This is a genomic window from Amycolatopsis viridis, assembly GCF_011758765.1.
GTDB classification, from domain to species: domain Bacteria; phylum Actinomycetota; class Actinomycetes; order Mycobacteriales; family Pseudonocardiaceae; genus Amycolatopsis_E; species Amycolatopsis_E viridis.
Window position 1 is genome coordinate 1,865,097 of record NZ_JAANOU010000001.1, and the last position, 22,686, is coordinate 1,887,782.

Annotated in this window: 22 protein-coding genes; 14 read left to right on the top strand and 8 right to left on the bottom strand. The window is 72.3% G+C overall.

What is annotated here, in order from left to right; genetic code table 11:
* Positions 1-16: 16 nt before the first annotated feature.
* The 3 genes from FHX46_RS09220 to FHX46_RS09230 are packed head-to-tail and all read right to left on the bottom strand — an operon-like array spanning position 17 to position 2,353.
* Entirely contained in the window at positions 17-748 is a 732-nt protein-coding gene (locus tag FHX46_RS09220; RefSeq protein WP_167112425.1) for an ABC transporter permease, read from the bottom strand.
* A complete protein-coding gene (locus tag FHX46_RS09225) occupies positions 745-1,470 on the bottom strand; it encodes an ABC transporter ATP-binding protein (protein ID WP_167112428.1) in 726 nt (241 codons plus the stop codon). Before FHX46_RS09225 ends, FHX46_RS09220 begins: the two co-directional genes overlap by 4 nt.
* A gap of 40 nt (positions 1,471-1,510) precedes the next feature.
* The gene (locus tag FHX46_RS09230) at positions 1,511-2,353 is read right to left on the bottom strand and encodes a DMT family transporter (protein WP_167112430.1); all 843 of its coding nucleotides are present in this window, start codon (positions 2,351-2,353) and stop codon (positions 1,511-1,513) included.
* A 43-nt stretch (positions 2,354-2,396) separates the two neighbouring features.
* On the opposite strand from FHX46_RS09230, the gene hisF reads away from it, so the two are divergent.
* The gene (hisF, locus tag FHX46_RS09235) at positions 2,397-3,170 is read left to right on the top strand and encodes an imidazole glycerol phosphate synthase subunit HisF (protein ID WP_167112432.1); all 774 of its coding nucleotides are present in this window, start codon (positions 2,397-2,399) and stop codon (positions 3,168-3,170) included.
* A complete protein-coding gene (gene hisI, locus FHX46_RS09240) occupies positions 3,167-3,520 on the top strand; it encodes a phosphoribosyl-AMP cyclohydrolase (protein ID WP_167112434.1) in 354 nt (117 codons plus the stop codon). Before hisF ends, hisI begins: the two co-directional genes overlap by 4 nt.
* Positions 3,521-3,652: 132 nt before the next feature.
* Here hisI and FHX46_RS09245 read toward each other — a convergent pair whose 3' ends face one another.
* A complete protein-coding gene (locus FHX46_RS09245) occupies positions 3,653-4,480 on the bottom strand; it encodes an NAD(P)H-binding protein (RefSeq protein ID WP_208400079.1) in 828 nt (275 codons plus the stop codon).
* An 89-nt stretch (positions 4,481-4,569) separates the two neighbouring features.
* Here FHX46_RS09245 and FHX46_RS09250 point away from each other — a divergent pair, with 89 nt between their 5' ends.
* Entirely contained in the window at positions 4,570-5,070 is a 501-nt protein-coding gene (locus FHX46_RS09250; RefSeq protein WP_167112438.1) for a winged helix-turn-helix transcriptional regulator, read from the top strand.
* Here FHX46_RS09250 and FHX46_RS09255 read toward each other — a convergent pair.
* Positions 5,067-5,681, bottom strand: coding sequence for a TetR/AcrR family transcriptional regulator (locus tag FHX46_RS09255; RefSeq protein ID WP_167112440.1), 615 nt, complete (start codon positions 5,679-5,681; stop codon positions 5,067-5,069). The two genes, FHX46_RS09250 and FHX46_RS09255, sit on opposite strands and share 4 nt — an antisense overlap.
* Positions 5,682-5,775: 94 nt before the next feature.
* Between FHX46_RS09255 and FHX46_RS09260 the strand changes: the two genes are divergently transcribed.
* From FHX46_RS09260 to lgt, 9 genes are all read left to right on the top strand, one after another.
* Positions 5,776-7,338 carry an anthranilate synthase component I gene (locus tag FHX46_RS09260; RefSeq protein WP_167112442.1) on the top strand — a complete coding sequence of 521 codons (1,563 nt, stop codon included), beginning with the start codon at positions 5,776-5,778 and terminating at the stop codon, positions 7,336-7,338.
* Positions 7,316-7,867 carry a Trp biosynthesis-associated membrane protein gene (locus FHX46_RS09265; protein WP_167112444.1) on the top strand — a complete coding sequence of 184 codons (552 nt, stop codon included), beginning with the start codon at positions 7,316-7,318 and terminating at the stop codon, positions 7,865-7,867. Before FHX46_RS09260 ends, FHX46_RS09265 begins: the two co-directional genes overlap by 23 nt.
* Before the next feature lie 145 nt (positions 7,868-8,012).
* Positions 8,013-8,822, top strand: coding sequence for an indole-3-glycerol phosphate synthase TrpC (gene trpC / locus FHX46_RS09270; protein WP_167112446.1), 810 nt, complete (start codon positions 8,013-8,015; stop codon positions 8,820-8,822).
* On the top strand, positions 8,801-10,042 hold the full coding sequence (gene trpB / locus FHX46_RS09275; protein WP_167112448.1) for a tryptophan synthase subunit beta: 1,242 nt from the start codon (positions 8,801-8,803) through the stop codon (positions 10,040-10,042). The genes trpC and trpB overlap by 22 nt, the downstream gene beginning before the upstream one ends.
* Entirely contained in the window at positions 10,039-10,827 is a 789-nt protein-coding gene (trpA, locus tag FHX46_RS09280; RefSeq protein WP_313886071.1) for a tryptophan synthase subunit alpha, read from the top strand. The genes trpB and trpA overlap by 4 nt, the downstream gene beginning before the upstream one ends.
* Positions 10,828-10,878: 51 nt before the next feature.
* Positions 10,879-11,025: a hypothetical protein gene (locus tag FHX46_RS28440; protein WP_243871252.1), complete on the top strand. Its 147-nt coding sequence runs from the start codon at positions 10,879-10,881 to the stop codon at positions 11,023-11,025.
* Positions 11,022-11,699 (top strand): MOSC domain-containing protein, encoded by a 678-nt coding sequence (locus FHX46_RS09290; protein ID WP_167112450.1) that lies wholly within the window; start codon positions 11,022-11,024, stop codon positions 11,697-11,699. The genes FHX46_RS28440 and FHX46_RS09290 overlap by 4 nt, the downstream gene beginning before the upstream one ends.
* Positions 11,700-12,024: 325 nt before the next feature.
* Positions 12,025-12,192, top strand: a complete 168-nt coding sequence (locus tag FHX46_RS09295; protein ID WP_167112452.1) for a hypothetical protein — start codon at positions 12,025-12,027, stop codon at positions 12,190-12,192.
* A 55-nt stretch (positions 12,193-12,247) separates the two neighbouring features.
* Positions 12,248-13,174 carry a prolipoprotein diacylglyceryl transferase gene (gene lgt / locus FHX46_RS09300; RefSeq protein WP_167121309.1) on the top strand — a complete coding sequence of 309 codons (927 nt, stop codon included), beginning with the start codon at positions 12,248-12,250 and terminating at the stop codon, positions 13,172-13,174.
* A 9-nt stretch (positions 13,175-13,183) separates the two neighbouring features.
* Here the strand turns inward: lgt and FHX46_RS09305 are convergent, their stop codons facing one another.
* From FHX46_RS09305 to FHX46_RS09315, 3 genes are read right to left on the bottom strand one after another with little or no spacing between them, the layout of a single operon-like run.
* Complete coding sequence (locus tag FHX46_RS09305) at positions 13,184-13,978, bottom strand: ABC transporter ATP-binding protein (RefSeq protein WP_313886072.1); 795 nt, start codon at positions 13,976-13,978, stop codon at positions 13,184-13,186.
* Entirely contained in the window at positions 13,975-15,003 is a 1,029-nt protein-coding gene (locus FHX46_RS09310; RefSeq protein ID WP_167112454.1) for a FecCD family ABC transporter permease, read from the bottom strand. Before FHX46_RS09310 ends, FHX46_RS09305 begins: the two co-directional genes overlap by 4 nt.
* On the bottom strand, positions 14,996-15,925 hold the full coding sequence (locus FHX46_RS09315) for an ABC transporter substrate-binding protein (protein WP_167112456.1): 930 nt from the start codon (positions 15,923-15,925) through the stop codon (positions 14,996-14,998). The genes FHX46_RS09310 and FHX46_RS09315 overlap by 8 nt, the downstream gene beginning before the upstream one ends.
* 519 nt (positions 15,926-16,444) lie before the next feature.
* On the opposite strand from FHX46_RS09315, the gene gltB reads away from it, so the two are divergent.
* Positions 16,445-21,031: a glutamate synthase large subunit gene (gene gltB, locus FHX46_RS09320; protein WP_167112458.1), complete on the top strand. Its 4,587-nt coding sequence runs from the start codon at positions 16,445-16,447 to the stop codon at positions 21,029-21,031.
* The gene (locus tag FHX46_RS09325) at positions 21,024-22,532 is read left to right on the top strand and encodes a glutamate synthase subunit beta (RefSeq protein ID WP_167106303.1); all 1,509 of its coding nucleotides are present in this window, start codon (positions 21,024-21,026) and stop codon (positions 22,530-22,532) included. Before gltB ends, FHX46_RS09325 begins: the two co-directional genes overlap by 8 nt.
* The last annotated feature ends 154 nt before the right edge of the window (positions 22,533-22,686 follow it).

The window sequence follows — 22,686 nt, forward strand, 5'->3', positions numbered from 1 at the left end:
GCCACGGTAGCGCGGATCACGGGGTGCGGCGCCGGAGCGTGACCGCGCCGAGGACGAGGGCGAGCAGCACGCAACCGGCCACCACCAGCACGTCCCGCACCGTCGTGACGTCCAGTGTGGAGGACGTGGTGACGCGGCCCAGTGCCTCGACCGCGTACGACAGCGGCATTACGTGCGACAGCCAGTTCAGCACCCAGCCCATCTCGTCGCGCGCCGCGAACAGCCCGCACAGCAGGAACTGCGGCAGCACGAACACCGGCATGAACTGGATCGCCTGGAACTCGGTGCGGGCGAACGCGCTGACGAACAGGCCCAGCGCCACGCCCAGCAGCGCGTCGAGCAGTGCGATCAGCAGCAGCACCCACAGCGAGCCCGCGATGACGAGCCCGAGACCCACGCTCACCCCGCACGCGACCCCCACCTGCACCACCGCGAGCAGCCCGAACGCCAGCGCGTAGCCGAACAGCAGGTCCAGTTTGCCCAGCGGCGTGGTCATCAGCCGCTCCAGGGTGGTGCTCGTGCGTTCCCGCAGCGTGGCGACCGAGGTGATGAGGAACATCGTCAGGAACGGGAAGACCCCCAGCAGCGCCGGTGCGATCCGGTCGAACTGCGCGGCGGAGTTGAACACGTACCGCAGCAGCAGCATCAGCACCGCGGGGACCGCGACGAGCATCACGACGGTGCGTGGATCGTGCCGCAGCTGGGTCAGCACCCGGCGCGCGGTCGCGAGGGTGATGGCCGGGTTCACGGGATCGCCCCCTCGCGGTGGCGGATGAGGTGCAGGAACGCCTGCTCCAGGTCGGCCGCGCCGGTGCGGGCGCGCAGCGCGGCGGGGGTGTCGTCGGCGAGCAGTGTGCCCTCGCGCATCAGCAGCAGCCGGTCGCACCGCGCGGCCTCGTCCATGACGTGGCTGGACACCAGCAGCGTGGTGCCCTGCGCGGCCAGCCGCCCGAACATCTCCCACAGGCTGTCCCGCAGCACCGGGTCCAGCCCGACCGTAGGCTCGTCCAGCACCAGCAGCTCGGGCTCGCCGAGCAGCGCGACCGCCAGGTTGGCCCGGCTGTGCTCCCCGCCGGAGAGGGTGCCGATGAGCTCGTGCGCGTGCTCGGTCAGGCCCACCTCGGCGATGACCCGGGTGACGTCGGCGGAGGGCACCCGCAGGATCGAGGCGAAGTACTGCAGCGCCTCGGTGACCGTGAGGTCGGTGTAGACGGCCGGGTTCTGCGTCGCGTACCCGATCGTGCGCCGCAGCGCCGGGCTGCCGGCCGGGTGGCCGAGCACCGTGACGGTGCCACCCGCCACGATCTGCACGCCGACGACCGCCCGCATCAGGGTCGTCTTGCCGCAGCCGCTCGGCCCGAGCAACCCGGTGACGGTGCCGCGCGGTACCGCGAACGTGACGCCGCGGACCACCTCGCGGCCGCCGCGGACGACCCGGAGGCCGTCCACGCCGACGGCGTAATTGGTCACGCGTTGAATTCTGCGCCGGTGACGGAGGCCCGGTCAAGCGTCAGGTCGCCGTCTCCTGTGGACTCTCCAGCTCGCCGAACCGGGCCAGCGCGAGCGCCGCCGCGACCGCCAGCACGAACCCGGCCACCGCGGCCGTCCCGAACCCGGCCCGCGTCGAATCGCCCAGCACGAGCACGCCGATCACCGACGGCACCACGGTCTCCCCGACGACCATCAGCGCCGTCGCCGTCGTCACGCTGCCCCGTTGCAGGGCCGAGGCGAAGAACAACATCGCGAGCACCCCCGCGGCGGCCAGGGCGTACGCGGCCGGATCGGTCAGCACGCTCCCCACGCCGGTCACGGTCAGCACCCGGCCGGCCAGTGCCACGGTGCCGAAGCACAACCCGGCGATCAGCCCGAGCGCCGGCGTGCGGATCCGCTCCGGCGCGCGGCCGGCGCCCCAGCCGGCCACGGCCAGCACCGCGACCACCACGAGCAGGCCTGCGTGGAACGCGGTGCCGACCGGCGCCGAGCCCTCGCTCTGCGCGGAGGCACCGAGCAGCGCCAGCCCGGCGCACACCACGGCGATCGCGGTCCACTCCCGGCGGGCCAGCCGCGCACCGACCGCGAGCGCGGCCACGGCCGTCACGGCGAGGCTCGCGGCCAGCGCGGCCTGCACCACGAACAACGGCAGCACCCGCAACGCGACCAGCTGTGCCACGAACCCCAGCGCGTCCAGGCCGAGGCCGAGGACGTACCGCCACTGCCGCAGCACGCGCACCAGCAGGCGGGGGTCCACACCGGACCCCCCGTCGTCGACCGCGCGCGCCGCGACGGCCTGGAACACCGAGGCCACGCCGTAGGCCACCGCGGCGGCCACCGCGCAGAGCAACCCCCACCACACGGCGACCACTCTAGGCCGGTGCGCGGTCATCTACCCTGGTGGCATGGGTGTAGCGGTCAGGGTGATCCCGTGTCTGGACGTCGACGCGGGCCGGGTGGTGAAGGGCGTCAACTTCGCCGACCTCCGGGATGCCGGTGATCCGGTGGAGCTGGCGCGGGCCTACGACGCGGAGGGCGCCGACGAGCTCACCTTCCTCGACGTGACCGCCTCCTCGGGCAACCGCGAGACGACCCTCGACGTGGTCCGCCGTACCGCCGAGCAGGTGTTCATCCCGCTGACCGTCGGCGGCGGGGTGCGGGCCTGCGACGACGTCGACCGCCTGCTGCGCGCCGGTGCGGACAAGGTGAGCATCAACACGGCCGCGATCGCCCGGCCCGAGCTGCTGCGCGAGGCGTCCCGCCGGTTCGGCGCGCAGTGCATCGTGCTGTCGGTCGACGCCCGCCGGGTCCCCGAGGGCGCCGAGCCGACGCCGTCCGGCTTCGAGGTCACCACCCACGGCGGCCGCCGCGGCACCGGCATCGACGCGGTCGACTGGGCCCAGCGCGGCGAGGAGCTCGGAGTGGGGGAGATCCTGCTCAACTCGATGGACGCCGACGGCACCAAGGCCGGGTTCGACCTGGAGCTGATCGAGAAGACGCGCAAGGTGGTCAGCGTGCCGGTGATCGCCAGTGGTGGCGCGGGCGCGGTCGAGCACTTCCTGCCGGCCGTGCGGGCCGGGGCGGACGCGGTGCTCGCCGCCAGCGTGTTCCACTTCGGACAGTTGAAGATCGGTGCGGTCAAGGACGCCCTGCGCGCCGGCGGGGTGGAGGTCCGGTGAGCCTGGCACCCGAACTCGCCGGGCGCCTCAAGCGCAACGCCGACGGGTTGGTCTGCGCGGTCGTGGTCGACCACGCGACGTCCGACGTGCTGATGGTGGCGTGGATGAACGACGAGGCGCTGGAGCGCACCCTGACCACCCGGCGCGGCACGTACTACTCGCGCAGCAGGCAGGAGCTGTGGGTCAAGGGCGAGACGTCCGGGCACGTGCAGCACGTGCGCGAGGTCCGCGTGGACTGCGACGCCGACACGCTGCTGGTGCGCGTGGACCAGACCGGGCCCGCCTGTCACACCGGCAGCCGCACCTGCTTCGACGGCGGCGAGCGGCTCCTGCTGGCCGACGAGGGCTAGCGCCTGTCGCGAAGCCTGTTCCGCCGCCGGCAGCGGGCCCGTCGGTGACAGCAGATCCTCGGGCCCGAGCCGGGCGCCTCGATGGCGGCGGTGACCGTGGGGAACTGGGGCGCGCCCGGCCGCGCCCGCCGCTCATGCCACGGCGGTGGCGATCACGTCCAGCGCGGACTGCGGGGCCCGGCCGAGCAGATCGGCCAGGTCGCCGGCGGTTTCGGCCATGAAACCGGCCGCGATGACGGAGTAGGTGGAGACCACGATCGGGATCTGCCAGCCCGGGACACCGGCGGTGGTGAGCGCCTCGCGGAGCTGGGCCAGTGTGCCGGGCTCGTAGACGACGTCCCGTCCGGTTGCCTCGGCCACCGCGCGGGCGATGTCGGCGCCACCGATGGCGTGCTCGCCGACCAGTTCGTAGATCTTGCCACCGTGGCCGGCGGGCTCGGCCACGATTTTGGCGGTGACCTCCGCGAGGTCCGCACGGGCCACCGCGGCCAGCCGTCCCTCTCCCAGCGGGCCCGTGAACCTGCCGGTGGCCGCGGCCTCGGCCGCACCCGGGATGCTCATCTCGGCGTAGATGCCGTTGCGCAGGATCGTCCAGTCCGTACGGCCGGCCATCAACCGGCGCTCCGTCCAGCGATGCGGCAGCGCGAACGCGAGGTGGTCCCCGGCCGCGGACAGGCTCGTGTAGACGATGTGGCCGACCCCGGCCTGCTCCGCGGCGTCGATGGCGGCTCCATGGCGTGCGATGACCACGTCGTCCTCCGCGTATCCCGCGGAGATGAGCAACACCACTTCCGCGCCCTCGAACCCCTTCGTCAGACTCGCCGGGTCGTCGAAGTCGATGTGGCGTGTCGGCACGTCCACCGACAGCTGATCCGGAGTCCTGCTTGCCGCCCACACGCCCTCGTTCTCGGTCAGGCGCTCCAGCACAAGGCTGCCCAGCCCACCCGACGCACCGGTCACCAGGATCAACGCTGCCCCCTCGCTATGGTTCTCTTCGGTAACCGCACCATTGTCGGCCGCGGCCGGGCGGAGCGTAAGGAGGCACGTCAATGTCGGTGAGGCACACCGGGGTAACCACCGATCCCGCCATCGTCCGTGACGACGAACAGATGGCCTGCGATGTCCGGGAGGTCCTGGACCGCATCGGCGACAAATGGACGGTGCTGGTGATCAACGAGCTGGCGCACGGCGTACGCCGCTTCCGGCAACTCCAGCGGGACGTCCCGGGCATCTCCCAGCGCATGCTGACCCTGACCCTCCGCCGCCTGGAACGCGATGGCCTGGTCGCACGCACCGTCTATCCGACCGTTCCGGCCCGCGTCGAGTACGCGCTGACTCCCACCGGTCACAGCCTCACGTTCGTACTGAAAGCCGTCGCCGACTGGGCGGCGGAGCACCGCGACACGGTGATCGAGTCCCGCGCCAGCTGGGACAGCGGGACCGGAACGCCTGGCCCCGGTGTGGAGAGGCCGGCCGGGTTCGCCGCGCCGGCGCCCGGCGGAGTGGCCGGGGTTCGCTCCGGCAGCGGCCTGCCGGCGCGGTCCGGCTAGTCGATCTCGCCGGTGAGGTAGCGCTGCAGCGTCGGCCCCACGGCCGCCGCCAGCGTGTCGATGCCGGTGGCCGGGAACGGCTCGAACTTCGCCACGTACCGGGCCATGCCCATGCCCGCGATCTGCGACGCGCACAGCGCCGCGCGCAGTTCCGGCCGGTCCGGCGACACGTGCCGGACCACGTTCTCCAGTACGTGCCGGATCAGGAAGTCCTTGAGGCTCAGGGCCGCCTGCTCGTGCCCGGCGATGCTGCGCACCAGCGCGGGGAACGCACCGCCCTCGGTGGAGTCCCAGGCGGTGAGGAACCGCCGCACGATGCGTTCGCCGAGCTCCTCCACCGGCCCGTCCATCAGGTCGGACAGGAGCTGCACCGGGTCGAACGGCAGCTTCAGCACGGCCTGCGCGAACAGGGCCTCCTTGCCGCCGAACCAGTGGTTCACCATGGCCGCGTCGACACCCGCCCGTGCCGCGATGGCGCGGACGGTGGCGCCTTCGTAGCCGCTTTCGCCGAAGACCTCGCGCGCGGCCTCCAGCAGCGCGGCCCTGGTGTCCTGGCCGCCGGGCCGCCGGCCGCGCCGCCGGGCGGGCGTAGGCTGTTCCGCGGTGCTCACCCCGCCATCATGACGCGAACACGGGTAAAATTCAACGTTGCGTGAATTAGCGCCCGGTGCGAAGAGTGTCGGACCCGGGCGGCACAATGGCTCCATGGTCAGTGCGAATCCCACCGACGGCGGCCTCGGTTCGGTGAGCCCCGCACGCGACGAGTTCCGCGCCCTCGCCGAGGGCCGTCGCGTGATCCCGGTGGTCCGGCGCCTGCTCGCCGACGGCGAGACGCCCGTCGGGGTCTACCGCAAGCTCGCGGCCGATCGTCCGGGCACGTTCCTGTTCGAGTCGGCCGAGAACGGGCAGTCGTGGTCGCGCTGGTCGTTCATCGGTGTGCGCAGCCCCGCCACCCTGACCGTGCGCGACGGTCAGGCCGTGTGGGAGGGCGCGCCGCCGGTGGGCCTGCCCTCCGGTGGTGACCCGCTGACCGTGCTGCGCGAGACGGTCGCTGCCCTGCACACCGAGCCGCTGCCCGGCATGCCGCCGCTGACCGGCGGGATGGTCGGCTACCTCGGCTACGACGCGGTGCGCTGGCTGGAGAAGCTGCCCGAGCTGGCCGAGAAGGACCTCGACATCCCCGAGCTGACCATGCTGCTGGCCACCGACCTGGCCGCGATGGACCACCACGAGGGCACGGTCACGCTGATCGCGAACGCGGTCAACTGGGACGACAGCCCGGAGCGGGTCGACGCGGCCTACGACGACGCGCTGCGCCGCCTGGCGGAGATGACCGAGCGGCTGGGCGCTGCCGCACCGGCCACCGCCGCCGTCTTCGAGCGCCCGGCGCCGGAGTTCGAGCGCCGCCGCACCCAGGCCGACTACTACGCGGCGGTGGAGAAGGCGGTCGAGGCGATCAAGGCCGGTGAAGCGTTCCAGGTCGTGCCCTCGCAACGGTTCGAGATCGCCACCCAGGCCGACGCGCTGGACATCTACCGCGTGCTGCGCACCTCCAACCCGAGCCCGTACATGTACCTGCTGCGGCTGGACGGGTTCGACATCGTCGGTTCCAGTCCCGAATCGCTGGTGACCGTGCGCGACGGCCGGGCCACCACGCACCCGATCGCCGGCACCCGCTGGCGCGGCGCTGACCCGGAGGAGGACGCGCAGCTCGCCAAGGACCTGCTGGCCGACGAGAAGGAGCGCGCCGAGCACCTGATGCTGGTCGACCTCGGCCGCAACGACCTCGGCAAGGTGTGCAAGCCGGGCACCGTGCGGGTGGTCGACTTCTTCGCGATCGAGCGCTACAGCCACGTCATGCACATCGTCTCCACGGTCACCGGTGAGCTGGCCGAGGACAAGACCGCGTTCGACGCGGTCGCGGCGTGCTTCCCGGCCGGCACGCTCTCCGGCGCACCGAAGGTGCGCGCGATGGAGCTGATCGAGGAGCTGGAACCGACCCGCCGCGGCCTCTACGGCGGGGTGGTCGGCTACCTCGACTTCGCCGGGGACGCCGACACCGCGATCGCGATCCGCACCGCCCTGATCCGCGACGGCGTCGCCTACGTGCAGGCGGGCGGCGGGGTGGTCGCCGACTCGGTGCCCGAGTACGAGGACAACGAATGCCTGAACAAGGCGCGCACGGTGCTCTCCGCGGTCGCGGCCGCGCAGACCATGGTGCCGCCGCGGAAGCTGGATCCCGCTGATGACGCCGCCAGCATCCAGTAGACGTCCACTGTGGATCGTCGCGGTCGCGCTCCTGCTGGCCGCGGCGGCGCTGTGGGGCTCCTCGCGGCTGGTGTGGTCCGCCGAGCTGCGCGACGCCGGCGTGCGCGGGACGGTGCTGGAGGAGCACACCGGCGCGCAGATCTCCGGCGCGCTGGTCCCGCTCGCCGTGCTCGCGCTGGCCGGGGTCGCCGGGCTGGTCGCCGCGAGCGGCTGGCTGCGGCGCGTCCTGGGCGTGGTGGTCGCACTGGCCGGCGTCGCCGCCGGCTGGATCGCCGTCGACGGCTGGCGGTTCGGCGGTTTCCCCGCGGGCGCGCCCGCCGGGCAGATCTTCGCCGGGCGCGGACTGGCTCTGCTGGCGGGAATTCTGATGCTCGTCGCGGGGTTGATCGCTGGCAAGGGCGCCGGGCGCATGGCGAAGCTGGGTGCCCGTTACCAGGCCCCGGCGGGCCGCAAGAAGGCCGCGAAGGATCCGGACACCGAACTGTGGGAGGCGCTCTCCGAAGGAGAAGATCCGACTACCGAACGGTAGGCCACCGTTTTCGCTACCGGACAAGGCAAGTCCGACCCGGAACCGGTCCGCACAAGTGGGCGGGTTAGCATCTTTTCTGCGGGAAGGGGAAGGTGTTTGTGAGCCAGCTTTCGAGTGAATGTGCGACAACCGGTGAGGTTGCGCCGTGACCGTTCTCGAAGACATCGTCGCCGGCGTCCGGGAAGATCTGGCCGAACGGGAGAAGTCGCTCCCGTTCGACGAGCTGAAGCGGCTCGCCGCGCAGGCGCCGCCACCGCGGGACGCGCTGTCCGCGTTGCGTGACTCGTCGATCGGCGTCATCGCCGAGGTCAAACGCCGCAGTCCGTCGAAGGGCTCGCTGGCCGACATCCCCGATCCCGCCGCGCTCGCCAAGGACTACGAGGCCGCCGGTGCCCGCGTCATCAGCGTGCTCACCGAGCGGCGCCGGTTCGGTGGATCGCTCGCGGACCTGGACGCGGTCCGGGCCGCGGTCGACGTGCCCATCCTGCGCAAGGACTTCATCGTCAGCCCCTACCAGGTGCACGAGGCCCGCGCGCACGGCGCCGACCTGGTGCTGCTGATCGTCGCCGCGCTCGAGCAGAACGCGCTGGCGGCCCTGCTCGACCGCGTCGAGTCGCTGGGCATGACCGCCCTGGTCGAGGTGCACAACGCCGAGGAGGCCGACCGCGCGCTCGAGGCCGGGGCCAAGGTGATCGGCATCAACGCCCGCAACCTGCACACCCTCGAGGTCGACCGGGACGTCTTCGGCCGCCTCGCGCCGGGCCTGCCGTTCGAGACGGTGAAGGTCGCCGAGTCCGGCGTCCGCGGCCCGGGCGACCTGATGGCCTACGCCGGTCACGGGGCCGACGCGGTCCTGGTCGGCGAGGGCCTGGTGGCCTCGGGTGACCCGAAGGGCGCCCTGATGAAGCTGGTCACCGCCGGATCCCATCCCGCATGCCCGAGGCCGAGCCGATGAGCGACCAGCACCACGGGCACGACGAGCACGACCCCGACGAGCGCGGCTACTGGGGCCCCTACGGCGGCCGGTTCATGCCCGAGGCCCTGATCGGGGTCGTCGACGAGGTGTCCGCCGAGTACGACAAGGCTCGCGTCGACCCGGACTTCCAGGCCCAGTTCAAGCGCCTGCTGCGTGACTACGCCGGACGACCGTCGCTGCTCACCGAGGCCGAGCGGTTCGCCGAGCACGCCGGCGGCGCGCGCATCTTCCTCAAGCGCGAGGACCTCAACCACACCGGCTCGCACAAGATCAACAACGTGCTGGGCCAGGCGCTGCTCACCAAGCGGATGGGCAAGAAGCGGGTCATCGCCGAGACCGGCGCGGGCCAGCACGGCGTCGCCACCGCCACCGCCTGCGCCCTGATGGGCCTGGAGTGCGTGGTCTACATGGGCGAGGTGGACACCGAGCGGCAGGCGCTGAACGTGGCGCGCATGCGCCTGCTCGGTGCCGAGGTCGTCCCGGTGAAGACCGGGTCCCGCACCCTCAAGGACGCGATCAACGAGGCGCTGCGCGACTGGGTCGCCAACGCCGACACCACGCACTACCTGTTCGGCACCGCCGCCGGGCCGTACCCGTTCCCGATGATGGTGCGCAACTTCCACAAGGTCATCGGCGAGGAGGCGCGCGCGCAGATCCTCGAGCAGACCGGGCGGCTGCCGGACGCCGTCGCGGCGTGCGTCGGCGGTGGCTCCAACGCGATCGGCATCTTCCACGGCTTCATCGACGACCCGGACGTCCGGCTCGTCGGCCTGGAGCCCGGCGGCGAGGGCATCGACGGCGACCGCCACGGCGCGACCCTGACCAAGGGCTCGCCGGGAAACCTGCACGGCGCCATGTCGTACCTGCTGCAGGACGAGGACGGCCAGACGATCGAGTCGCACTCCATCTCGGCCGGCCTGGACTACCCGGGCGTCGGCCCCGAGCACGCGTGGCTCAAGGACAGCGGCCGCGCCGAGTACCGGCCGATCACCGACGCCGAGGCCATGGAGGCGTTCGCCCTGCTCTCGCGCACCGAGGGCATCATCCCGGCGATCGAGTCGGCCCACGCGCTGGCCGGTGCGATCCAGCTCGGCCGTGAGCTCGGCCGGAACGGACTGGTCGTGGTCAACCTGTCGGGCCGCGGCGACAAGGACATGGACACGGCCGCGCAGTACTTCGGATTGGTGGACCAGTCGTGAGCCTGGCGGAACTGTTCGCCCAGACCCGCAGCGAGGGCCGGGCGGCCCTGGTCGGCTACCTGCCCGCCGGCTACCCGACCGTGCCCGGTTCGAAGGACCTGTTCGCGGCCCTGCTCGACGGGGGCGCGGACCTCGTCGAAATCGGCGTGCCGTACTCCGATCCGGTGATGGACGGCCCCACGATCCAGCTCGCCGCGGACGCGGCGCTGAAGAACGGATTCCGGCTGCGCCACCTGTTCGAGGTGGTCGAGTCGGTGTCCGCTCGCGGTGGCCACGCGGTCGTGATGACCTACTGGAACCCGGTGCGCCGGTACGGGGTCGAGAAGTTCGCGCGCGACCTCGCCGCCGCGGGTGGGCTCGGGATCATCACGCCGGACCTCATCCCGGAGGAGGCCGGCGAGTGGGTGGCGGCGTCCACGCAGCACGGTCTGGACCGCATCTTCCTGGTCGCGCCGTCGTCGTCGGAGGAGCGGATCGACCTGACGGTCAAGGCGTGCTCCGGGTTCGTCTACGCGGCCGCGGTGATGGGTGTCACGGGTGCCCGCGACCAGGTGAGCAGCGATGGCGCCGACCTGGTCCGCCGCACCCGGGCGCACACCGATCTGCCGATCGGCGTGGGGCTGGGTGTCCGCTCCCGGGAGCAGGCCGCCGAGATCGCCGGGTACGCCGATGCGGTGATCGTGGGATCGGCGCTGGTGTCGGCCGCAGCCGGTGGCACCGAACCGGTGCACGCGCTGGCCGGTGAGCTCGCCGAGGGTGTGCGGCAGGCCGTGGCTCCGGCGTGAGCCGGCACCAAACCCGTAGCCGTGGCGGGCGATGATCGGCAGACTGTCGGCATGGCCCACGAACTCGCGCAGGTGAACACCGGGCGGCCGGCTGCACCGTTGACCTCGCCCCAGCTCAAGGACTTCGGGGCCGGGAGGTTCCCGCCCGGTGGTGCCGTCGCCGGGCCCGGGCAGGCCGACTGGTTGTGCCGGGCATGAGCACGGGGAAGGTGCTGTCGGTCAACATCGGCTCGAAGCGGGAGCTGCGCGAAGCCGACCTCGGCGTCACCGGGATCGACAAGCGGCCTGTCGACGGTCCCGTCGCGGTGGCCGCGCCGGGGCCGCGCGGCGTCGGTGCGAGCGGGGTCGCCGGTGACGTGGTGTGCGATCTGCGCCACCACGGCGGCGACGACCAGGCGGTGTACGTGTACGCGCGGGAAGACCTGGACTTCTGGGCCGGGGAGCTGGGCCGCGACCTGGCCCCGGGCGTGTTCGGCGAGAACCTGACCACGACCGGACTCGACGTGACCGGTGCGCTGATCGGGGAGCGGTGGCGGGTCGGGGAGTCGCTGCTGCTGGAGGTGACCTCGCCCCGGATCCCGTGCCGGACGTTCGCCGCCTGGCTGGGCGAGCGCGGCTGGGTGAAGACCTTCACGCGGCGTGCGGTGCCCGGCGCCTACTTCCGGGTGCTGGAGCCCGGGTCCGTGCGGGCCGGGGACGTGGTGCGGGTCGTGTCGCGACCGGACCACGGCATGACGATCGGCATGACGTTCCGGGCGTTCACCACCGAACCTGCGCTGTTGCCGCGGCTGGCCGGCGTGGACGCCCTGCCGGAATACGACAAGCGCCATGTGCGCCGCGCGGTGGAGCGGCAGGGAGCGTCCGCGGGCTAGGACCGTCGTACCCGGAGGGGGAGTGCGCTCGCGTTTCGAGCGAACCACGGGGCAACATCCGAAAGGGCCGGCGGATCCGGGCTGCTTCGTGCCAGGCACGACGCCCCGCGCCTCCTGCAGCGGTTTCCGGTCGGATTGCCGCCGCTGCTTCCGGCCGGGACCGAGTTGCTCGTCCTGGACCGGGCGGGATGCCGGACCGGGTGCTCGAGGCAGCGCTACGCCCAGGCGGCCGTGCAGTCTACCTGGTCGTCGACCCGGACGTCCTGGTCGAGCTGGCCGCCACCCTCGACCTCACCCGCTGAGCCCGGGGTGGCAGGCTGGGGGCATGGCCCGGCCTTCTCCGCTCCAGGTGCGCAACCTCGTCATCGCCGTGCTGGCGGCTCTCGTGGCGATCTGGAACGTCAGCCACGGCGGGCAGTGGTGGATCACGGCCCTGTTCGGTGCCGGGTGCGTGCTCGCGCTCGGGTCGGCCGCACTCAACCGCGCGGGCTGACCCGTACCCCGCCGGACGGGCACGCTACGGTGGCGACGTGAATTCCGCCTCGGCTGTGTTCCTCGCAACGATCCCGAGCCCGGACCGCGGCGTCTGGCACCTGGGGCCGGTCCCGATCCGCGCCTACGCCCTCTGCATCATCGCGGGCATCGTCGTCGCCATCTGGTGGGGTGACCGCCGCTGGGTGCAGCGCGGTGGCACGAAAGGCACGGTCGTGGACATCGCCGTGTGGGCCGTGCCGTTCGGGCTGGTCGGCGGGCGTCTCTACCACGTCATCACCGACTCGTGGCGGTACTTCGGCGCGGGCAAGGATCCGGTCAAGGCGCTCTACATCTGGGACGGCGGCCTCGGCATCTGGGGCGCGATCGCCCTCGGCGCGGTCGGCGCGTGGATCGGCTGCCGCCGCAAGGGCGTGCCACTGCCGGCCATGGCGGACGCGATCGCCCCGGGCATCGTCGCAGCGCAGGCCGTCGGGCGGCTCGGCAACTACTTCAACCAGGAACTCTACGGCGCGCACACCACGCTGCCCTGGGGCCTGGAGATCTACCAGCGCTTCGACCCGGGCAACCCCGGGATCCCCGATCAGTCACCGGGCGGCATCGCGTTCGGGCACATCCCGCTCGCCGACAGCCCGGTGCACCCGACGTTCCTGTACGAGCTGATCTGGAACCTGCTCGTCGCGGCACTGGTCGTGTACGCCGATCGGCGGCTGCGCCTGGGCCACGGCCGCGCGTTCGCCCTGTACGTCGCCGGTTACACGCTGGGCCGCTTCTGGATCGAGCTGATGCGCACCGACGACGCCACCCACATCCTCGGTCTGCGGGTCAACACCTGGGTGTCGCTGCTGGTCTTCGCCGGCGCGGTGGTCTACTTCGTCGCCGCCCGGCGCCGCGGGCCGCGGGAGGAGCCGGAGACCTTGCGCAGCAAGGGTGACGAACCGGCCGAGCCGGTGGCGAGCAGCGAGACCAGCGACCGCGAGTAGGGGGTCCGGTCATGGCCGCGGGTTCTCCGGCACGGGTACGGGACGGATCGGCAGCACGGCCAGGCCGCCCTGCCCGGTCGTGTGCACCTCCGCGGACGCGCCGTAGTACTCGGCCAGCGCTTCGGCGGTGAGCACCTGCGCCGGGGAGCCGGCGGCGACCGCCCGGCCGCGGTCGAGCAGCAGCAGCTGGTCGGCGTACTGGGCGGCGAAGGTCAGGTCGTGCAGCGTCGACACCACCGTGATGCCGTCCTCGCGCCGGAGCCGGTCGATCAGTTCCAGCAGCGCCTGCGCGTGCCCGAGATCCAGGCCGGTGGTGGGCTCGTCGAGCAGCAGCAGGCTCGCCCGCTGCGCCAGCACCCGCGCCAGCACCGCGCGTTGCCGCTCGCCGCCGGAGAGCATGTCCATCCGGCGGCCGGCGAGCCCGGCCAGGTCCAGGCGCGTCAGCACTTCCTCCACAATGGACAGGTCGGCTCGGCTTTCCCTGGCCAGCAGGCCGAGATGCGGCGTGCGGCCGAGCAGCACGTAGTCGGTCACCGTCAGTCCCGCGGGCACGGCCGGATCCTGCGGCGCGTAGCCGACGATCCGGGCGAGTTCCTTGCGCGGCACCCCGGTCCGGCCGCCGATGCGCACTTCCCCTTGCGCCGGAAGGAGTCCGGCGACGGTTTTGAGCACAGTGGACTTCCCGGCGCCGTTCGGGCCGACGATCGCCAGCCAGCCGCCCTCCGGTACGTCGACCGAAACACCGTCCAGCACCGGGCAGTCGCCGTACCCGGACCGCATTCCCCGCAGCGACAGCGCGGTCACGACAACCCCCTCCGCGACGAGCGCAGGATCCAGGCGAAGAACGGCGCCCCGGTGAACGCGGTGACCACGCCCAGCGGCAGTTCGCCGGGCATGATCGTGCGCGCCAGCTGGTCGGCCAGCACCAGGAACGCCGCCCCGCCGATCAGCGACAGCGGGATCACCACGCGGTAGCTCGCCCCGGCGAGCAGGCGCACCACGTGCGGCACCACGATCCCGACGAACCCGATGAGCCCGCTCACCGACACCGCGGCCGCGGTCGCCAGCGAGGCCGAGGCGAGCAGGACCAGCCGGATGCGCCCGGGCCGCAGCCCCAGCGAGGCGGCCTCGGCGTCGCCGAGGGCGAGCACGTCGAGCAGCCGCGCCGACAGGCACAGCACGACCGCCGCGACCGCCACGTACGGCAGCGCGATCGCGACCTCGCGCCAGCCGCTCACCGAGAGACCGCCGAGCATCCACGTGTAGACCTGCCGGATCGTGTCCGTGTTCAACTGCTGCGCGAACGTCTGCACCGCGGTGAGGAACGACGCGACCGCGACCCCGGCCAGCAGCAGCGTGCTCGTGCCGCGGCCCGCGGACCGGCCGACGAGCCAGCTCAGCCCGACCCCGCCGAGCGCACCGGCGAACGCCGCCAGCGGCAACGGACCCACGACCCAGCCGGTGACCGCCGGGGCGAGCACGACGACCAGCGTGGCCGCCATGCCCGCCCCGGCCGCGGCACCGAGCAGGTAGGGATCGGCGAGCGGATTGCGGAACACGCCCTGGAACGTGGCACCGGACACCGCGAGCGCGGCGCCGACGATCCCCGCCAGCAGCACCCGCGGCACGCGCAGCTGCCACACGATCGCCGCTTCCCGTGCCGACAACGGTGACCGGCCGCCGGTCACCTGCGCCCAGAGCTCGGCGAGCACGCGCTGCCAGCCCAGGTCGCTCGCGCCCACGAGAACCGCGCCGAGAAGCGCGGCCGCGAGCACCAGCACACCGGTGAGCAGCACCGGTGCACGCAGCCGGGACCGGGTGTCAGGCACCGGCCTTCGCCACCGCGTCCGCCACGGTCCGGACGAGTTCGACGATGCGCGGGCTCCACCGGGAGGCGATGTCGTCGTCGAGCGCGATCACCTGCTGGCGCTGCACGGCGGTCAGCGTGTTCCAGCCCGGCCGCGCGGCGACCGTCTGCGCGCTCTGCCCGCAGCACTTGCTGTCGGCGAGGAAGACGAGATCCGGGTTGGCCTGCAGGATGCGCTCGGCCGACAGCTGGGGGTAGCCGCCGTTCGCCTTCGGGTCGGTCCCGTCGGCGATGTCGGTCAGCCCGAACCGGGTGAGCACCTGGCCGATGAAGGTGGCCGAGGTCGCGCTGTAGTACGTCGGGTCCAGCTCCCAGTAGTACGACAGCGGACGCGCCGGCTTGCGGGTGCCCGCGACGACCTTGTCGATGTCGTCCCGCGTCTGCCGCGCCAGGCTTTCGCCCTCGGCCTGGTGCCCGGTCGCCTTGCCCAGCGCCGCGAACTGCGCGTAGGCGTCGTCGAGGGTCTTGGCGTCCGGCATCACCAGGGTCTTCGTGCCGATCTTCGCCAGGGCGTCGGCCAGGCCGAAGGTGTCGGCGTAGACGACGACCAGGTCCGGGTGGTAGGCGGCGATCGCCTCGGGATCGGGGCTCAGGCCGGACAGCTGGGTGTGCGGCGCCTGCGCGGGATAGTCCGAGGCCGAGTCGACGGCGACGACCTGTGACCCCGCGCCGAGCGCGAACAACGTCTCGGTGGCCGACGGTGACAGCGACACGATGCGCTGCGGCTGCCGGTCCAGCGTCACGGGCGGGGCGCCGGGGGCGGCGACCGTGACGGGGAAGGTGCCCTCGGTGTCGGGCGGGGCGGCGGAATCCTCCGACGGCCGGGTGGCGCACCCGGTCAGGACGAGCAGCAGCGCGAGGAGCGGTGCGAAACGACGGAACACAAGAAATCCTCGGGTTTCCGGCCGGCGTCACGGGGCCCCGTCCCGCACCCAGGCGTTACGGACGCCGCACCCCTGCGCCGGGGGCGTTCTGGCGTCGGCGCGGCGGCAGGCGACCTGGCTCGACCGGGGTGTGCACGCAGCGCACCCGGGTCATCACAGTTGCGGCACAGCACCGGGTTCACACCGGTTTCGCGGCCGCCGCGTCACTGGTCGGCAAGCCGCTGACCAGCGTGAGGAACGCTACCACCGCTGATTCTGGTCAATCGCGGCGATACTCGCGTAATCTTCACGGGATCGCGCGCGGCGTAGAGTCGGGGACAGCACCGGCCGCAGCCCATCAAGAACGATGTCGTTCCTCGCAGCCAGATCGTTACCGATCGGATGAGAAATTCCACAGGCGAGAGGGTGCCGTCATGTTTCCTGGGTGTTAAGGTCGCGCTAATCCAAGGGCCATCGTCGTCCCGCAGCAGTACCGGGGGAACTTTCCGAACTGATTGAGACGACGAAGGAGGTCCCCGCATGATCTTCTCCGCCAACCCGGGCAAGCAGGGCCTGTACGACCCTGCCCTGGAGCAGGATTCGTGCGGCGTGGCGATGGTGGCCGACATCCAGGGCCGCCGCACGCACGCCATCGTCACCGACGGGCTGACGGCGCTGATCAACCTGGACCACCGGGGTGCCGCGGGCGCCGAGCCGACCTCCGGCGACGGCGCCGGGATCCTCGTGCAGCTGCCCGACCAGCTGCTCCGCGCAGAGGCCGGGGTCACGCTGCCCGAGCCCGACGCGCAGGGCCACCACCGCTACGCCGCCGGCATCGCGTTCCTGCCCGCCGAGGAGGAGGCGCGGGGCAAGGCCGTCGCGCTGATCGAGCGCCTGGCCGGCGAGGAGAGCCTCGAGGTGCTGGGCTGGCGCGAGGTGCCGGTCGACCCGGACGGTGCCGGCCTCGGCCCCACCGCGCGGTCGGTGATGCCGCACTTCGCGATGCTGTTCGTGGCCGGCGCACCGGACGCCGACGGCGTGCGCCCGTCCGGCCTGGAGCTGGACCGGCTCACGTTCTGCCTGCGCAAACGCGCCGAACACGAGAGCAGGAACATCGCGGACGCCGGGTCCGAGGGCGTCTACTTCCCGTCGCTGTCCTCGCGCACCATGGTCTACAAGGGAATGCTCACGCCCGAGCAGCTCCCGGCGTTCTTCGGCGACCTCCGCGACCCACGGCTGACCAGCGCCATCGCGCTGGTGCACAGCCGGTTCTCCACCAACACGTTCCCGTCCTGGCCGCTGGCGCACCCGTTCCGGTTCGTCGCGCACAACGGTGAGATCAACACGATCCGCGGCAACCGCAACCGCATGCGTGCGCGTGAGGCGCTGCTCGAGTCGAGCCGGATCCCGGGCGACCTGACGCGGCTGTACCCGGTCTGCTCACCGGAGGCGTCCGACTCGGCGTCCTTCGACGAGGTGCTGGAGCTGCTGCACCTGGGCGGCCGCAGCCTGCCGCACGCGGTGCTGATGATGATCCCCGAGGCGTGGGAGAACCACACCACGATGGACGCGCAACGGCGCGCGTTCTACCAGTACCACGCCAGCCTGATGGAACCGTGGGACGGCCCGGCCTGCGTGACCTTCACCGACGGCAGCCTGGTCGGCGCGGTCCTGGACCGCAACGGCCTGCGCCCCTGCCGCTGGTGGCGCACCGCCGACGACCGCGTCGTGCTGGCCAGCGAGGCCGGCGTGCTGGACGTGCCGCCGGACCAGGTGGTCGCCAAGGGCAGGCTCAAGCCGGGCCGCATGTTCCTGGTGGACACCGAGGCCGGCCGCATCGTCGCCGACGACGAGATCAAGTCGCAGCTGGCGCAGCAGCACCCGTACGAGGAGTGGCTGCACGCCGGCCTGCTGCAGCTGGCCGACCTGCCCGACCGCGACCACGTCACGCAGAGCCACGACTCCGTGCTGCGCCGTCAGCTCGCCTTCGGTTACTCCGAAGAGGAACTGAAGATCCTGCTCGCGCCGATGGCGGAGAAGGGTGCCGAGCCGCTCGGCTCGATGGGCACCGACACCCCGCCCGCGGTGCTGTCCAAGCGGTCGCGCCAGCTCTACGACTACTTCAAGCAGAACTTCGCGCAGGTGACCAACCCGCCGCTGGACGCGATCCGCGAGGAGCTGGTCACCTCGATGAGCCGGATCATGGGTCCGGAGCGCAACCTGCTCGACCCGGGCCCGGCCTCGTGCCGGCACATCCAGCTGCCCTACCCGGTCATCGACAACGACGAGCTCGCCAAGCTCATCCACATCAACGACGACGGCGACCTGCCCGGATTCGCCTGCACCGTCCTGTCCGGACTGTTCGAGGTGGACGGCGGCGGCAAGGCGCTGGCGGAGGCGATCGAGCGGGTGCGCCGCGAGGCGTCCGAGGCGATCGCCGCCGGCGCCCGCACGCTCGTGCTGTCCGACCGGGACTCCGACCACCGGATGGCGCCGATCCCGTCGCTGCTGCTGGTTTCCGCGGTGCACCACCACCTGGTGCGCACCAAGGAGCGGCTGCGGGTGGCGCTCGTCGTGGAGAGCGGGGACGCCCGCGAAGTGCACCACATCGCACTGCTGCTCGGTTACGGCGCCGCCGCGGTGAACCCGTACCTGGCGTTCGAGACGATCGAGGACATGATCGCCCAGGGCGCGATCAGCGGAATCGAGCCGCGCAAGGCCGTGCGCAACTACGTCAACGCGCTCGTCAAGGGCGTCCTGAAGATCATGTCCAAGATGGGCATCTCGACGGTCGGCGCCTACACCGCGGCGCAGGTGTTCGAGTCGCTGGGGCTGTCGCAGGAACTGCTCGACGAGTACTTCACGGGCACGGTGTCCAAGCTCGGCGGCGTCGGCCTGGACGTGCTCGCCGAGGAGGTCGCGGTCCGGCACCGCCGGGCCTACCCGGACAACCCCACCGACCGCGTGCACCGCCGGCTCGACAGCGGCGGCGAGTACGCCTACCGCCGCGAGGGCGAGCTGCACCTGTTCACCCCGGAGTCGGTGTTCCTGCTGCAGCACGCCAGCAAGACCCGCCGCGACGAGGTGTACCGCCGCTACAGCGAGGAGGTGCACCGCCTTTCCCGCGAGGGCGGCGCGCTGCGCGGCCTGTTCAAGTTCCGCACGCAGGGCCGCACGCCGGTACCGATCGACGAGGTCGAGTCGGTCGAGTCGATCTGCCGGCGCTTCAACACCGGCGCGATGTCCTACGGCTCGATCTCCGCCGAGGCCCACCAGACGCTCGCGATCGCGATGAACCGCATCGGCGGCCGGTCCAACACCGGTGAGGGCGGCGAGGACCCGGAGCGGCTCTACGACCCGGAGCGGCGCAGCGCGATCAAGCAGGTCGCCAGCGGCCGGTTCGGGGTGACCAGCGAGTACCTGGTCAACGCCGACGACATCCAGATCAAGATGGCGCAGGGCGCCAAGCCCGGCGAGGGCGGTCAGCTGCCGCCGAACAAGGTGTACCCGTGGATCGCGCGCACCCGGCACTCCACGCCGGGCGTGGGGCTGATTTCGCCGCCGCCGCACCACGACATCTACTCGATCGAGGACCTGGCGCAGCTGATCCACGACCTGAAGAACGCCAACGAGCAGGCCCGCATCCACGTGAAGCTGGTCAGCTCGCTCGGCGTCGGCACCGTCGCCGCGGGTGTGTCCAAGGCGCACGCGGACGTGGTGCTGATCTCCGGTCACGACGGCGGCACCGGCGCCTCGCCGCTGAACTCGCTCAAGCACGCGGGCACGCCGTGGGAGATCGGCCTGGCCGAGACCCAGCAGACCCTGATGCTGAACGGCCTGCGCGACCGCATCACCGTCCAGGTCGACGGTGCCATGAAGACCGGCCGCGACGTCGTCGTCGCGGCACTGCTCGGCGCCGAGGAGTACGGCTTCGCGACCGCGCCGCTCATCGTCGCGGGCTGCATCATGATGCGCGTCTGCCACCTGGACACCTGCCCGGTCGGCGTCGCGACGCAGAACCCGGACCTGCGCAAGCGCTACACCGGCCAGGCCGAGCACGTGGTGAACTACTTCCGGTTCGTCGCGCAGGAGGTCCGCGAGCTGCTGGCCGAGCTGGGCTTCCGCACCCTGGACGAGGCGATCGGCCGGGCCGACGTGCTGGACACCGACGAGGCCGTGCACCACTGGAAGGCCACCGGGCTGGACCTGACGCCGATCTTCGAGATGCCTGCCGACACCCCGTACGGCGGGGCGCGGCGCAAGATCCGCGAGCAGGACCACGGCCTCGAGCACGCGCTGGACCGCACGCTGATCCAGCTGTCCGAGGCCGCGCTGGAGGACGCCCACCCGGTCCGGCTGGAACTGCCGGTGCGCAACGTCAACCGCACCGTCGGCACGCTGCTGGGCTCGGAAATCACCCGCCGCTACGGCGGGGAGGGCCTGCCCGACGGCACGATCCACATCCGGCTCACCGGATCGGCGGGGCAGTCGCTCGGCGCGTTCCTGCCCCGCGGCGTCACGCTGGAGATGGTCGGGGACGCCAACGACTACGTGGGCAAGGGCCTGTCCGGCGGGCGCATCATCGTGCGCCCCGACCCGGACGCGACGTTCGCCGCCGAGCGTCAGGTCATCGCCGGCAACACGCTGGCCTACGGTGCGACCGCGGGGGAGATGTTCCTGCGCGGCCAGGTGGGCGAGCGGTTCTGCGTACGCAACTCGGGCGCCGTCGTCGTCGCCGAGGGCGTGGGCGACCACGCCTTCGAATACATGACCGGCGGCCGCGCGGTGGTGCTCGGCCCGACCGGACGCAACCTCGCCGCGGGCATGTCCGGCGGCATCGGCTACGTCCTCGACCTCGACCAGGGCAACGTCAACGGCGAGATGGTCGAGCTGCTCCCGCTGGAGCCCGAGGACCTGAACTGGTTGAAGGACATCGTGACCCGTCACCACGAACTCACCCGCTCGGCGGTCGCCGCGTCGCTGCTCGGCGACTGGCCGCGCCGCTCGGCGAGCTTCACCAAGGTGATGCCGCGCGACTACAAGCGCGTGCTGGAGGCGACCAAGGCCGCCAAGGCCGCCGGGCGGGACGTCGACGAGGCGATCATGGAGGTGGCGTCTCGTGGCTGACCCCAAGGGCTTCCTGAAGTACGAGCGGGTCGAGCCGCCCAAGCGCCCCAAGGCGCACCGCGCCGAGGACTGGCGCGAGGTCTACGCCGACCTCGAACCGGCCGAGCGCGACCAGCAGGTGCGCACGCAGGCCACCCGCTGCATGGACTGCGGCATCCCGTTCTGCCACTCCGCGGGTTCCGGCTGCCCGCTGGGCAACCTGATCCCGGAGTGGAACGACCTGGTGCGCCGCGGTGACTGGGCCGCGGCGAGCGACCGCCTGCACGCGACCAACAACTTCCCGGAGTTCACCGGGAAGCTGTGCCCGGCGCCGTGCGAGGCCGGCTGCACGCTGTCCATCTCGCCCCTGTCCGGGGGCCCGGTCGCGATCAAGCGCGTCGAGGCGACGATCGCGGAGAAGTCGTGGGAGCTGGGCCTGGCCCAGCCGCAGGTCGCCGAGGTGGCCAGCGGTCAGCGCGTGGCCGTGGTCGGGTCCGGCCCGGCCGGGCTGGCCGCCGCCCAGCAGCTCACCCGCGCCGGGCACGACGTGACGGTGTTCGAGCGGGACGACCGGCTCGGCGGGCTGCTGCGCTACGGCATCCCCGAGTTCAAGATGGAGAAGAAGCACCTCGACCAGCGCCTGGCCCAGCTCAAGAAGGAGGGCACGCAGTTCGTCACCGGCTGCGAGGTCGGTGTCGACATCACCGTCGAGGAGCTGCGGGCGCGCTACGACGCGGTCGTGCTCGCGGTCGGCGCGCTGCGCGGCCGGGACGACACCACCACGGCGGGACGGGAGCTCGCGGGTATCCACCTGGCGATGGAGCACCTGGTGCCGGCCAACAAGCAGTGCGAGGGCGACGGGCCGTCGCCGGTCCACGCGCACGGCAAGCACGTCGTGATCATCGGCGGTGGGGACACCGGCGCCGACTCCTACGGCACCGCGATCCGCCAGGGCGCCGCGTCGGTCACCCAGCTGGACCAGTACCCGATGCCCCCGTCGACCCGGGACGACGACCGGTCGCCGTGGCCGACGTGGCCGTACGTGCTGCGCACCTACCCGGCGCACGAGGAGGGCGGCGAGCGGAAGTTCGGCGTCGCCGTGCGGCGGTTCGTGGGCGACGAGAACGGGCACGTCCGCGCGATCGAGCTGCAGCAGGTCAAGGTCGTCAAGGACCCGGAGACCGGGCGTCGCGAGGTGGTGCCGGTCTCCGACGAGATCGAGGAGATCCCGGCCGACCTGGTGCTGTTCGCGATCGGGTTCGAGGGCGTGGAGCACATGCGGCTGCTCGACGACCTGGGCATCTCGCTGACCCGCCGGGGCACCATCTCGTGTGGTCCGGACTGGCAGACGGAGGCCCCCGGCGTGTTCGTCTGCGGCGACGCGCACCGCGGCGCGTCCCTGGTGGTGTGGGCGATCGCGGAAGGCCGCTCGGTGGCCCACGCGGTGGACGCCTACCTGACCGGCGCGTCCGACCTGCCGGCACCGGTCCACCCGACCGCGCTGCCCCTCGCGGTGGTCTAGCCCGCCCGGCCGCCCGGACCCACCCGGCCCCGGGCGCCCGCAAGCCAATACACCGCCCGGACCAGCCAACACACCGCCGGGACCGGCGAACACGCCGCCCGGAGCGGCGAACACGCCGCCCGGACCGGCGAACACGCCTTCCGCAGCGGCGAAC